The sequence below is a fragment of the Pseudomonas taetrolens genome (genome assembly GCF_900475285.1).
In the GTDB taxonomy this organism is placed as follows: domain Bacteria; phylum Pseudomonadota; class Gammaproteobacteria; order Pseudomonadales; family Pseudomonadaceae; genus Aquipseudomonas; species Aquipseudomonas taetrolens.
This window is the reverse complement of the sequence record NZ_LS483370.1, coordinates 1458651-1471712: the sequence shown is the minus strand read 5'-3', so window position 1 is coordinate 1471712 and position 13062 is coordinate 1458651. Positions and strand designations below refer to the sequence as shown.

Below are 13062 nucleotides of genomic sequence, written 5' to 3'. Positions count from 1 at the left end.
CGCATAATCAACGGGGGATAAAAGAGCGAGTGTACACCTCGCCCACAGGCACCGGGAGGCGCTAAAGCGTCAGATCAATTGCATCATAATTCAAAGCGCAGTTCCGGCCAGATCGGCTCGGTTCCACGGCGCTGCGATTCGATAATCGCCCGGCACAGCGGACACAACCGATGATCCTGGAAAACTTTGCGCGTGACATCCGACCAACGCGGCTGCGCGGGCAACAACGAACCGCACAAGGTGCGATCGATCGTGCCTCCCAGCTCCAATTGACGCGTCACCAAATGTACCCGAACCTCCTGGCAGGCGAACAAATCGAGCTGCTCATCGGGCTCGATCAGTTGATAGGCGTATAAAGACCAGGCAGGACGCGACATCGGGGGCTCCAAATCGGGGGGGCGCCACCTTAGCCGAAACACTGCAACTAGAAAAGCATCAAAGCAGGGGTTTTAACGCTGGCCACACATTATCCAGCAGTTTGCCCTGGGCACCGACAGCCGGATGCACGCCATCAGCCTGCATCAGCTCAGGATGCCCACCTACGCCCTCAAGCAAAAACGGCACCAGTGCCACGTTCTTTTCGCTGCCCAGTTGGCTGTAAACCTCGGCAAAGGCCCGGGTATACCGCGCACCATAATTGGGTGGCAGTTGCATCCCCAGCAGCAGGACTTTGGCACCGGCCTTTTGCGACGCTTCAATCATGCTTGCAAGATTCTGTTTCAATTGAGCGGGCTGCTGGCCACGCAGGCCATCATTGCCGCCCAACTCGAGGATCACCACCTCGGGTTTATGCGCTGCAAGCAGCGCGGGTAAACGCGCCAGGCCTCCTGCGCTGGTATCACCGCTGACCGACGCATTGACCACTTTATCGTCGTATCCCTGCTGCACGAGCCGCTGCTCCAGCAATGACACCCACCCAAGACGGGTATCCAGGCCGAAAGCCGCGCTGATACTATCGCCGACAATCAGGATTGTTCCCGCCGTTGCATTTTGCGCCATGCACATCAGGGCCAGAGCAGCACTTAAAAACCACACACGCATTGGATTCTCCATGGGCGAAAGTATTCTCACCGCGCAGAACCTTAGCAAAGTGGTCTCCAGCACGGAAGGCGCTTTGACCATCCTCCACCCGTTGAGCCTCGAGCTGAACAAGGGCGACAGCCTGGCCATCGTCGGTGCTTCCGGTTCCGGCAAGTCGACCCTGCTGGGATTGCTGGCCGGCCTCGACCTGCCAAGCCAGGGTGAAGTGATCCTGGCCGGGCGCGCCTTGAGCACCCTCGACGAAGACCAGCGAGCACGGGTACGGGCCGAACACGTCGGCTTTGTGTTCCAGTCGTTCCAGCTTCTCGACAGCCTCAACGCACTGGAAAACGTCATGTTGCCTCTGGAACTCGAAGGCCGCAAAGATGCCCGCGAGCACGCCCGGCACTTGCTGGAACGGGTCGGCCTGGGCCAGCGCCTGAGTCATTCGCCCCGCCAGTTGTCGGGAGGCGAGCAACAGCGGGTCGCCATTGCTCGGGCGTTTGCGGCCAATCCGGATGTGCTGTTTGCCGATGAGCCCACCGGCAACCTCGACAGCCACACCGGCGAACGCATCACCGACTTGCTCTTCGAGCTGAACAAGGAAAGCGGTACCACACTGGTACTGGTTACCCACGACGAGCGCCTGGCCCATCGTTGCCGACGCCTGATCCGCCTTGAAGCCGGCCATCTGGTCGGCCCCCTGGAGCCTTGATGGCACGCTTGCCGCTGTCGCGCCTGTTTAGCCTGGCCGTACGCCAACTGCTGCGCGATGCCCGCGCCGGTGAACTGCGCGTACTGTTCTTTGCGCTGCTGGTGGCGGTGGCCGCCAGCACCGCCATCGGTTATTTCGGCGCTCGCCTCAACGACGCAATGCTGCTGCGCGCCACCGAGTTTCTAGGCGCCGATCTGGTGCTCGATGGCAGCTCTCCGGCGCGCGACGAGCAAATCAGGGTCGGCAAAGAACTGGGGCTCGAACATGCCCGAGTGGTCGAGTTCTCCAGTGTGATCGCGACCGACACCGGCATTCAGCTGTCCAGTATCAAGGCCGCCGATGAGGCTTATCCGTTGCGCGGCGAGCTTAAAAGCGCGGCCCGACCTTATGCTGAAGAACAGTCGGGCGGCGGGCCAAAACCCGGAGAGGCATGGGCCGAGTCCCGTCTGTTGACGGCGTTGGACCTGAAGATCGGTGATGAGATCGATGTCGGTTCCAAAACCGTGCGCATTACCCGGGTCCTCACCTACGAACCCGACCGCGCCGGAAATCTGTACAGCCTGACCCCACGGGTCCTGATCAACCTTGAAGACCTGGCGGCCACCGGCATCGTGCAGCCCGGAAGCCGGGTGACATTCCGCGAGCTGTGGCGCGGTACCCCCCCCGCGCTGGCGTCGTATCACCAGGTGATCGAGGCCGGCCTCGAACCTAACCAGCGCCTGCTGGATGGCCGTGATGGCAATCAACAAATCGGCGGCGCGCTGGGCAAGGCCGAGCGTTATCTGAATATGGCCAGCCTGGTGGCAGTGCTGTTGTCCGGTGTTGCCGTGGCCTTGTCTGCCACCCGCTTCGCCAACCGACGCTTCGATGCCAGCGCCCTGTTGCGTTGCCTGGGTTTGTCCCGTCGCGAAACCCTGCTGCTGTTTACCCTGCAACTCACAATCCTCGGACTGCTGGCCAGCCTCGTCGGAGCGGCGCTCGGCTGGCTGGCGCAACTGGGGCTGTTCGCCTTGCTGCACGACCTGCTGCCGGCCAACGTCCCCGGCGGTGGCCTGATGCCCGCCATTGCCGGCATTGGCACCGGGCTGGTGGCATTGGCCGGCTTTGCCTTGCCACCGCTGGCCGCACTGGGCCGCGTACCGCCACTGCGTGTGTTGCGCCGCGACATGCTGCCCGTCCCGGCCGGCACCTGGGCCGTTTACGGTGCCGCGCTACTGGCACTCGGGCTGATCATGTGGCGCATGAGCCTTGACCTGGTGCTGACTTTTGCCCTGCTCGGCGGTGGCGTAGTGGCCGCGCTGGTACTCGGTGGTCTCTTGCTGCTGGGTCTGCAAAGCCTGCGTCGCCTGCTGGCACGCGCTTCATTGCCCTGGCGCCTGGGGCTGGGGCAATTGCTGCGTCACCCGTTGGCAGCGGCAGGCCAGGCCCTCGCTTTCGGCCTGATTCTGCTATCGATGGCCCTGATCGCCCTGCTGCGCGGCGAACTGCTCGACACCTGGCAAAACCAACTGCCGGAAAACGCCCCGAACTATTTCGCCCTGAATATCCTGCCGGCCGACAAAGATGCCTTCGGTGCCCGCCTGCATGAACTGCAAGCTCAGGCTGCGCCGTTGTACCCCGTGGTACCGGGGCGCCTGATCAGCATCAACGGCCAGCCGGTGCAAGACATCGTCAGCAAGGACTCCAGCGGCGACAAAGCCATCCAGCGCGACCTGAGCCTGACCTGGGCCGCCAACCTGCCTGCAGGCAACGCGTTGACTGCAGGTAGCTGGTGGACCCAGCCGCCCGCCGGCGCAGTACCCGGAGTATCGGTTGAAGCCAAGGTCGCCGAGAGCCTGAAGCTGAAGCTGGGCGACCACCTGATGTTTACGGTCGCCGGGGTCAACCGCGAAGCCCGGGTCACCAGTTTGCGCAGCATCAACTGGGACAACTTCCAGCCGAACTTCTTCATGATCTTCCAGCCCGGTACGTTGCAGGACCTGCCCGCCACCTACCTCACCAGCTTCTATCTGGCACCGGGGCACGACCCGCAGATCATCGAACTGTCGCGCAGCTTCCCGGCCGTCACCATCCTGCCCATCGAAGCCTTGCTGGCACAGCTGCGCAGCATCCTCGCGCAAGTGACCATGGCGGTTGAATATGTGCTGCTGTTTGTATTGGCCGCGGGGATGGCGGTGCTGTTTTCCGGTTTGCAATCCACCCTTGACGAACGTATCCGCCAGGGTGCGTTGCTGCGTGCGCTGGGGGCCGAGCGACAACTGCTGATCAAGGCACGGCGCATCGAGTTCGGCTTGCTCGGCGCCACCAGCGGCTTGCTCGCCGCACTGGGCGCCGAACTGGTCAGCCTGGTGCTCTATCGTTTCGCCTTCGACCTGCCCTGGCATCCACATCCGTGGTTACTGCTGCTGCCTGTCATCGGCGCCTTGATGGTCGGCGGCGCAGGCGTATTCGGCACTCGCAGGGCACTCAATGCCAGCCCGCTGACAGTGTTGCGCGAGGGCTGATAGACTCGCGCCCTTTCCTGCAAACGGATTGCCCATGAGCCGCTATCGCCCTCCCCGCCCTGCCGGCACCGCGCTGATCACCCCTGAAGGTGAAGCGCGGATGCGCGCCGAGCTGCACGAGCTGTGGCACGTGCGCAGGCCCAAAGTCACCCAGTCTGTCAGCGAGGCAGCCGCTCAGGGCGACCGTTCGGAAAATGCCGAATACACCTACGGCAAGAAGATGCTGCGCGAGATCGACAGCCGCGTACGCTTCCTGACCAAACGCCTTGAAAGCCTCAAGGTAGTCAGCGAAAAGCCCAGCGACCCGAACAAGGTCTACTTTGGCGCCTGGGTCACCATTGAAGACGAGGACGGCAAGCAGTCCCGCTACCGCATCGTCGGCCCCGACGAGCTGGACCTCAAACTGGGCCTGATCAGTATCGACTCGCCTCTGGCGCGGGCGCTGATCGGCAAATCACTGGATGCTGAAGTCCGGGTGCAAACACCCACCGGAGAACAGTGGGTGTACATCGTCGCGATTGAATACCTCTAGACCGTGAGCAGGCTGCTCACTGCGCCGTTGCCTGCCGGTACAGGCGCGGAGTAAAGCCGGTCAATGCCTTGAACTGACGAGTGAAGGCACTGTGGTCGGTATAACCGCATTGCAGTGCCACTTCGGTAATCGGAATGTCAGTGTGCAGCAGGCGATGCGCATGCTCGAGGCGAACCTTCTGGATCATCTGACGCGGTGTCAGATGGAACACCCGCTTGCAGTACCGCTCAAGCTGGGCTACCGAGATCCCGGCGATCCGCGTCAGCTCCCCCAGCGTGATCCGTCGATTGAAATGCGCACGAATATGTTCGTCGACAGCTGCCAGTCGCTGGTAGGCCGGGTGTGTGTCGCTGGCCGACTGCAGGTCGACCGAAATGCCGGCCAGGCCGATGATTTCACCTTCACGGTTATACAGCGGCCGCTTGTGGGTCAGGCACCATCCGGGTTCCCGGCTGCCATACAGGTGCAACTCCAACTGATCCTCCAGTACCCAGCCTTGCTCCAGAACACGCCGGTCCTGTTCGGTGTAGCCAGGCCCCAACTGTTCCGGAAACACCTGCGCACTGGTCTTGCCCAGCAACGGCTGCAGATGCTTCAAGCCACAGCGCTGCACCAGGGTGCGATTGGCCAGGACATACCGTGCTTGGACATCCTTGATAAAGATCGCCGCATTCGGAATCACATCCAGCATTGGTAACAGCAGCGCCACTCCCCTCAGTAATTCCTCAAGGGTTTCAGGACGATTCATGTCGTCGCCCTGGCACAGGATCGCAAAAGCGCTCTGCGTCATGAACATCATTCCCCGCTGTCCGGATGGTGAAAATATGCTGATTTCGTCATCAGCACCTGCAGAAAACATCAATCGCGTGCCTGCTCGGCGGTTCACTCTATAGCCATTGAACGCTGAGCTAAAACCGCAGGCGACATGACAAACGAATATCACCCCGGACACAAGGAAACGACGATTACCTGTCCTGGGGATGTGAAGAACAACGGTTGCCGGCGATCAGGACAGGCCGGCATTAGAACCGATTTTTAATAAAAACGCGGCTGATTGGCCGCATCGCCATCTTCGGTATTTCGAGGCTGGCGCTTCCAAGTGACATCACACCTGCCTATCCAATAACTCACAAGAAGGCGACCCAATGTCAGGCAAAGGCAAATTCAAAAAACAGCTCTCACTGATGGACCTCACCTTTATCGGTCTGGGGGCCATCTTCGGTTCAGGCTGGCTGTTTGCAGCCAGTCACGTTTCGGCCATCGCCGGGCCCGCGGGAATTTTCTCCTGGTTGCTGGGCGGCTTTTCCGTGTTGCTACTGGGCATTGTTTACTGTGAACTCGGCGCCGCGTTGCCCCGAGCCGGGGGCGTAGTTCGCTATCCGGTGTACTCCCACGGCCCGCTACTCGGTTACTTGATGGGCTTCATCACGCTGATCGCTTTTTCCAGCCTGGTGGCGATCGAAGTGGTCGCGGCTCGCCAATATGCCGCGGCCTGGTTCCCCGAATTGACCAAGGCCGGTTCAAGCAATCCGACAATCCTTGGCTGGCTGCTGCAATTTGCCCTGCTGTGCCTGTTCTTCATGCTCAACTACCGCAGCGTGAAGACCTTTGCCACGGCCAACAACCTGGTCAGCGTGTTCAAGTTCATCGTCCCGCTGCTGGTTATCGGTGTGCTGTTTACCTTCTTCAAACCGGACAACCTCCACTCTCAGGGCTTTGCTCCCTTTGGCCTGTCGGGTGTCGAAATGGCCGTTTCCGCCGGCGGCATCATCTTTGCCTATCTCGGCCTGACACCCATCATCTCGGTGGCCAGCGAGGTCAAGAACCCGCAACGGACGATTCCCATTGCGTTGATCCTGTCCGTACTGCTCTCCACCGCTATCTATGTGTTGTTGCAGATCGCTTTTATCGGCAGCGTACCCGTCGAAATGCTGGCCAACGGCTGGGCCGGTGTAACCAAAGAACTGGCACTGCCTTACCGCGACATCGCCCTGGCACTGGGCGTGGGCTGGCTAGCTTATCTTGTGGTGGCTGATGCGGTGATCTCCCCCAGCGGTTGCGGCAACATCTACATGAACGCCACTCCCCGGGTGATCTATGGCTGGGCGCAAACCGGCACATTCTTCAAGATCTTTACCCGGATCGATGAAAAGTCCGGTATTCCACGCCCTGCACTGTGGCTGACCTTTGCCCTCTCGGTGTTCTGGACCTTGCCGTTCCCGTCCTGGGAAGCGCTGATCAACGTTGTCTCCGCCGCACTGGTCCTGAGCTACGCCGTTGCTCCCGTGTCCGTGGCCGCACTGCGCCGCAATGCACCTGACATGCCGCGCCCTTTCCGGGTCAAGTGGATGAGTGTGCTGGGCCCGCTGTCCTTCATCATCGCGTCGCTGATTGTCTACTGGTCAGGCTGGAACACCGTGTCCTGGCTGCTCGGCCTGCAGATTCTGATGTTCGTCGTGTACCTGCTGTGTGGGCGCTATGTACCTACCGGGCACCTGAGCCTGAGCCAGCAAGTGCGGTCGTCCGCCTGGCTGATCGGCTTCTACATCACCACCATCGTGCTCTCAAAACTCGGCAGCTTCGGCGGCCTGGGCATCCTCAGCCACCCCTTCGACACCCTGATCGTGGCGACCTTCGCGATGGCTATCTATTACTGGGGCGCTGCCACCGGTGTGCCGGCGCACCTTGTCCGCCTGGAGCAGGACGACGATGAAAGCGAGGCCGAGCCCGCTCCCGCCAGCCCTGCTTCAGGTCAGCGCCCTGCGGCCGCATACCGCCAGGCGTCGTCATGAGATTCCGGCAGCACTGCCTTTTCACGTCTTGGCGCTCTTCTAATGGATAGATTTATGAAACGAGTACATGTCATTGATTCCCACACCGGCGGCGAACCGACTCGCCTGGTAATGGATGGCTTCCCGCCCTTGTCCGGCCAGACCATGGCCGAGAAGCGCGACGCCCTGCGCGACCACCATGATCAATGGCGCCGGGCCTGCCTGCTGGAGCCCCGCGGCAATGATGTGCTGGTCGGCGCGCTCTACTGTGAACCGGTCTCGGCGGATGCCACCTGCGGTGTGATCTTCTTCAACAACACCGGCTACCTGGGCATGTGCGGGCACGGCACCATCGGCCTGGTCGCATCGCTGCACCACCTGGGTCATATCAGCCCGGGCGTGCACAAGATCGACACACCGGTGGGCCCGGTCAGCGCCACGCTACATGAAGACGGCACCGTCACCCTGTGCAACGTGCTCGCCTATCGCTACCGCCAGCAGGTGCCGGTGGATGTCCCGGGGCATGGCCGCGTGTATGGCGACATCGCCTGGGGCGGCAATTGGTTCTTTCTGGTGAGCGATCACGGCCAGGTCGTGCACATGGACAACGTCGAAGCTCTGACCGAATACACCTGGGCAATGCTCAAGGCGCTGGAAGCCCAAGGCATTCACGGTGAAGACGGCGCCTTGATCGACCATGTGGAACTGTTTGCCGACGACGACGTGGCCGACAGCCGCAACTTTGTCATGTGCCCAGGCAAAGCCTACGACCGTTCGCCCTGCGGCACCGGCACCAGCGCCAAGCTGGCGTGCCTGGCGGCGGATGGAAAACTGGCGGCCGGTGAGCCGTGGATTCAGGCCAGCATCACCGCGAGCCAGTTCGAAGGCAGCTACCAATGGGAGGGGGAACGCATCCGCCCATTCATTACCGGACGCGCCTACATGACCGCCGACAGCACGCTGCTGATCGATGAACAGGATCCCTTCGCGTGGGGCATTTGAGCAGCCACGCGGGATGCCGCCCTGGCGGCCAACTTTTTAACACCCTCTGAATAAACGCCTCAAGGAGTTACAACAATGAGCGATAACATCTTCACTGGCTGCATTCCTGCACTGATGACCCCCTGCACCGCAGAGCGCAAGCCGGACTTTGATGCACTGGTGGCCAAGGGCCGCGAACTGATCGATATCGGCATGAGCGCCGTGGTGTATTGCGGCTCTATGGGCGACTGGCCTCTGCTCACCGAAGCCGAGCGCCAAGAAGGTGTCGCACGTCTGGTGGCCGCGGGTATTCCGACCATCGTCGGTACCGGTGCCGTCAACAGCCGCGAAGCGGTGGCCCATGCCGCCCATGCTGCCAAAGTCGGCGCCCAGGGCCTGATGGTGATTCCTCGACTGCTGTCCCGTGCAGCGTCGCCGGCCGCGCAAAAAGCCCACTTCGCCGCCATCCTCAAAGCGGCCCCGGGTCTGCCTGCCGTGATCTACAACAGCCCGTATTACGGCTTCGCTACCCGTGCGGACCTGTTCTTCGAATTGCGCCGTGAATACCCGAACCTGATCGGTTTCAAGGAATTCGGCGGCGCCGCCGACATGCGCTATGCCGCCGAGCACATCACCTCCCAGGACGATGACGTAACGCTGATGGTCGGCGTTGACACCCAAGTGGTGCATGGTTTCGTCAACTGCAACGCCACCGGAGCCATTACCGGTATCGGCAACGCATTGCCCCGCGAAGTGCTGCAACTGGTGGCCCTGAGCAAGCAAGCCGCGCAAGGCGATGCCAAGGCCCGTCGTCTGGCCAGAGAGCTGGAGTCTGCATTGAGCGTGCTGTCGTCGTTCGACGAAGGCACCGACCTGGTGCTCTATTACAAGCACCTGATGGTGCTCAATGGCGACCAGGCCTACAGCTTGCATTTCAACGACACCGACGTCCTCAGCGATGCCCAGCGTCGCTATGCCGAGAACCAGTACGCGCTGTTCCGCCAGTGGTACGAAATCTGGTCAGCCGAACAGAACGTCGCCTGATCCCTGCCTGTATGGCGGCGCGCCGGATGCGCGTCGCCCCTGTTATTACCCGTTGCGTTACACCCCTGTTTCGCAACGGCGCCCAGCTCGTTTCCCGCCTTACTTATCCAGGAGCACGTCATGACTCTGACAGGCAAGATGCTGATCGGTCAGCACGCCATCACCGGTAACAGTGCAGCAATCAGGGCGATCAATCCTGCCACCGACCTGCCGCTCGAACCGGCCTACCCGGGCGGTTCCGGCGAGCATGTCGAACAGGCCTGCGCCTTGGCACGAGCTGCTTTTGACAGTTATCACGCGACCTCGCTGGCCACCCGCGCCCGTTTTCTCGACACCATGGCCGATGAGATTGAAGCCCTTGGCGATGAGCTGATCGAGCGCGCGGTTGCCGAGTCCGGTCTGCCGCGTCCGCGCATCCTCGGTGAACGGGGGCGGACCTGCCAGCAACTGCGCACCTTTGCCCGCACCGTGCGGGCGGGCGAATGGCTGGATGTACGAGTCGATCCGGCATTACCGGAACGCCAGCCCTTGCCACGCTCGGACCTGCGTCAACGCCAGGTGGCCTTGGGCCCGGTGGCCGTGTTCGGTGCCAGCAACTTCCCGCTGGCCTTCTCGGTCGCCGGCGGTGACACCGCTTCGGCACTGGCCGCGGGCTGCCCGGTGATCGTCAAGGCTCACAGCGCTCACCCCGGCACCAGCGAACTGGTGGGGCGCGCCGTTGCCCGCGCCGTGGAAAAATCAGAACTGCACCCGGGGGTCTTTTCATTACTGTTTGGCTCGGGGCGCGAAGTGGGCATCGCTCTGGTCAGCGACCCGCGCATCAAAGCCGTGGGCTTCACCGGCTCGCGCAGCGGCGGGATGGCCTTGTGCAAGGCGGCTCAGGCCCGTCGCGAACCCATCCCGGTGTACGCGGAGATGAGCTCGATCAACCCGGTCGTACTCTTTCCGGCAGCCCTGCAGGCACGAGGCGAAGCGCTGGCGCAGGGATTTGTCACCTCCCTGACCCAGGGTGCCGGCCAGTTCTGCACCAACCCCGGTCTGGTCATTGCCCGTCAGGGCCCGGCCCTGGAGCGCTTCATCAGCGTGGCAGCAGATCTTGTGCAGCGCAGCCCGGCGCAAACCATGCTGACGCCCGGTATCTTTCAGGCCTATGAGTCCGGTATCGGCTCATTGCTTGAGCATGCTCATGCACAGCCAGTGGCAGTCGGGTTGAAGAGGGAAGCGCCAAACCAGTGCCAGACCCATCTGTTCGTCACCCGCGCCGAGGATTTTCTGGCCGACACTGCCTTGCAGGCTGAAGTGTTCGGGGCTGCAGCGTTGATCGTTCAATGTGCCGACGATGAGCAGATTCGTCAGGTGATCGAGTTCCTGGAAGGTCAACTGACCGCCACCCTGCACCTGGATGACGCTGACGTAGAGGCTGCCCGGGCGTTACTGCCAACCCTGGAACGCAAGGCCGGACGCCTGCTGGTCAATGGCTGGCCAACGGGCGTTGAGGTGTGTGATGCAATGGTTCACGGCGGGCCGTTCCCGGCCACTTCTGATCCGCGCACGACCTCGGTCGGCACTGCTGCCATCCAGCGCTTTCTACGCCCGGTGTGCTACCAGGACTTCCCGGACACTCTCCTGCCTGCCGCGCTCAAGCACAGCAATCCGCTGCAGCTGCGTCGCTTGCTCGACGGTCAGAGAGAAGCCTGAAACCATGCCCAATCACCCGACTTCAAACACCCTGCACGACACCCCCGACATTGCCGTGGTCGGCGCCGGCATCATCGGCGTCGCCAGTGCGCTGCAACTGGCACGCCGGGGGCTGCGGGTGGTCGTCATCGATCAGCAAGACCCTGGCCGCGGTGCTTCGTACGGCAATGCCGGGCATCTGGCCACCGAACAGGTCTTCCCCATTGCCGACCTGTCCATCCTGAAACGGCTGCCCGCCATGCTCATGGACCCGATGGGACCGCTGCGCCTGGACTGGAAGTACATGCCGCGCGCCCTGCCCTGGTTCGCACGCCTGCTGCTGAATCTGCGCCCAACCCCTTACCAGCGCACGGTGGCCGGTATTCGCGCACTGAATGAAAGCAGCCTGGGCGCCTGGAATCGGTTGCTGAAAGAGATTGCCCGCCCTGATCTGTTGAAAGAAGACGGTTCATTGCTGGTATTCGAGCGCCCCGATTCACAGCAAGCGATCGATGCGCTGCTGGCTCGCCTGCACGGGCAACACGTGCCGGTCGACAGGTGGCAGGCCAGTGCCGTGCGCGAGGCAGCACCGCAATTGAGCGAGCATCTCCAGGGCGGGTTGTTCTTTCCGCGTACCGGACATTTTCTCGACCCTTATCAGGTTGTCAGCGAGCTGGTGCACGCCGCCAGGCTCAGCGGTGTGCAGTTTCTCAAGCAGCGGGTTGAAGGCGGGCATCTGGAGCAAGGTGGCGTTTCGCTGATCACCGATCAGGGCCGGGCCACCGCTCGCCAGGTATTGATCGCCTGCGGTGCCCACTCGGCGAAACTCACCGCTGCCCTGACCGGCAAAAAGGTGCCACTGGATACCGAGCGCGGGTACCACTTGATGCTGCCCCATGAACATGGGCGATTGCCTTTCGCCGTGACCTCGCTGGAGCGAAAATTCATCATGACGCCGATGAGTGATGGCCTGAGGCTGGCTGGCACGGTCGAGTTCGCCGGCCTCGAGCGTCCGCCGAGCATGGAGCGCGCCTGGCAGTTGCACCGGCTAAGCAAGGGCCTGTTCAAACGCGACTTGAACGCAGATGCGGCGACGCCCTGGATGGGGTTCCGCCCGTCTTTGCCAGACTCGTTACCGATCATCGATAAAGTATGCGACGGCAAGGTGCTGCTCGCGTTCGGCCATCAGCATCTGGGGTTGACGCAAGCCGCGATCACGGCCGAACTCATCGGCCAGCTGGCAGTACCCGGAACGGCTACCGGCACTCATGGGTTACCGTCGATCGAAGCCTATCGATTGCAGCGTTTTTGAAGATCACCGGCGGGGGCCTGCGGTCTGTCGAGTCCCCGCAGGTGCCTCAGCGCAGGGTAATCAACCCTTGTCGAGAGACCCGGGTCAGGTTGCCAATCACCTGTGCGGCCAGCTCTGCGCTCGGCGACTGAATCACCGCCAGGTCAAAGCTGTCATTGGCAAAACGCGCCAACCCGTCGCCCTGCTCGACAAACTGAATCACAAACGCAGTGGCACGTCCCTTGCGACGCGGCCAGCCGTCGAGATAACGCAGCAACGTCGGCTGATGCTTACCGCCCAGAAGGATTTTTGGATTGCGTAACGAATGGCCCGCCGTAATCGGCGCAAGACGTACCAGGGGACGTGGTTGACTCATGTATCGGTTCTCCGCCTCAAGATTCTGCGTGGCAGGTGAGAGGCAACACCGAACCAGCGCTTTAGCGGTATTTCGAGGCCTGCTTCAAGCCTCTTAGGTGATCTTTCGATAACCTGGCGCCCCGCAAGTAGCTGTTTAAATCGGCGCAAGA

General features: G+C 61.9%; 12 protein-coding genes. 8 read left to right on the top strand and 4 right to left on the bottom strand.

All coding sequences use genetic code 11. From position 1 onward, the window contains the following. Nucleotides 1-83: 83 nt before the first annotated feature. Entirely contained in the window at nucleotides 84-377 is a 294-nt protein-coding gene (locus DQN55_RS07095; protein WP_003446817.1) for a hypothetical protein, read from the bottom strand. 58 nt (nucleotides 378-435) lie between these two features. Further along, on the bottom strand, nucleotides 436-1041 hold the full coding sequence (locus DQN55_RS07090) for an arylesterase (RefSeq protein WP_048382412.1): 606 nt from the start codon (nucleotides 1039-1041) through the stop codon (nucleotides 436-438). 10 nt (nucleotides 1042-1051) lie between these two features. Here DQN55_RS07090 and DQN55_RS07085 point away from each other — a divergent pair, with 10 nt between their 5' ends. From DQN55_RS07085 to greB, 3 genes are read left to right on the top strand one after another with little or no spacing between them, the layout of a single operon-like run. Then, a complete protein-coding gene (locus DQN55_RS07085) occupies nucleotides 1052-1735 on the top strand; it encodes an ABC transporter ATP-binding protein (protein ID WP_048382411.1) in 684 nt (227 codons plus the stop codon). Next, nucleotides 1735-4239: an ABC transporter permease gene (locus DQN55_RS07080; RefSeq protein ID WP_048382410.1), complete on the top strand. Its 2505-nt coding sequence runs from the start codon at nucleotides 1735-1737 to the stop codon at nucleotides 4237-4239. The genes DQN55_RS07085 and DQN55_RS07080 overlap by 1 nt, the downstream gene beginning before the upstream one ends. 34 nt (nucleotides 4240-4273) lie before the next feature. Next, on the top strand, nucleotides 4274-4771 hold the full coding sequence (gene greB, locus DQN55_RS07075) for a transcription elongation factor GreB (protein WP_048382409.1): 498 nt from the start codon (nucleotides 4274-4276) through the stop codon (nucleotides 4769-4771). 16 nt (nucleotides 4772-4787) lie between these two features. Here greB and DQN55_RS07070 read toward each other — a convergent pair whose 3' ends face one another. Beyond that, nucleotides 4788-5561 (bottom strand): AraC family transcriptional regulator, encoded by a 774-nt coding sequence (locus DQN55_RS07070; protein WP_048382610.1) that lies wholly within the window; start codon nucleotides 5559-5561, stop codon nucleotides 4788-4790. Nucleotides 5562-5916: 355 nt separating this feature from the next. On the opposite strand from DQN55_RS07070, the gene DQN55_RS07065 reads away from it, so the two are divergent. From DQN55_RS07065 to DQN55_RS07045, 5 genes are all read left to right on the top strand, one after another. Further along, nucleotides 5917-7563, top strand: coding sequence for an APC family permease (locus DQN55_RS07065; protein WP_048382408.1), 1647 nt, complete (start codon nucleotides 5917-5919; stop codon nucleotides 7561-7563). Between the two features lie 54 nt (nucleotides 7564-7617). After that, on the top strand, nucleotides 7618-8544 hold the full coding sequence (locus DQN55_RS07060) for a 4-hydroxyproline epimerase (RefSeq protein ID WP_048382407.1): 927 nt from the start codon (nucleotides 7618-7620) through the stop codon (nucleotides 8542-8544). Between the two features lie 75 nt (nucleotides 8545-8619). Then, nucleotides 8620-9567: a dihydrodipicolinate synthase family protein gene (locus DQN55_RS07055; protein ID WP_048382406.1), complete on the top strand. Its 948-nt coding sequence runs from the start codon at nucleotides 8620-8622 to the stop codon at nucleotides 9565-9567. A gap of 120 nt (nucleotides 9568-9687) precedes the next feature. Next, complete coding sequence (locus DQN55_RS07050; protein WP_048382405.1) at nucleotides 9688-11265, top strand: aldehyde dehydrogenase (NADP(+)); 1578 nt, start codon at nucleotides 9688-9690, stop codon at nucleotides 11263-11265. A 4-nt stretch (nucleotides 11266-11269) separates the two neighbouring features. Continuing rightward, nucleotides 11270-12556: an NAD(P)/FAD-dependent oxidoreductase gene (locus tag DQN55_RS07045; RefSeq protein ID WP_048382404.1), complete on the top strand. Its 1287-nt coding sequence runs from the start codon at nucleotides 11270-11272 to the stop codon at nucleotides 12554-12556. Between the two features lie 46 nt (nucleotides 12557-12602). Here the strand turns inward: DQN55_RS07045 and DQN55_RS07040 are convergent, their stop codons facing one another. After that, the gene (locus DQN55_RS07040) at nucleotides 12603-12911 is read right to left on the bottom strand and encodes a hypothetical protein (protein WP_048382403.1); all 309 of its coding nucleotides are present in this window, start codon (nucleotides 12909-12911) and stop codon (nucleotides 12603-12605) included. Nucleotides 12912-13062: the final 151 nt, after the last annotated feature.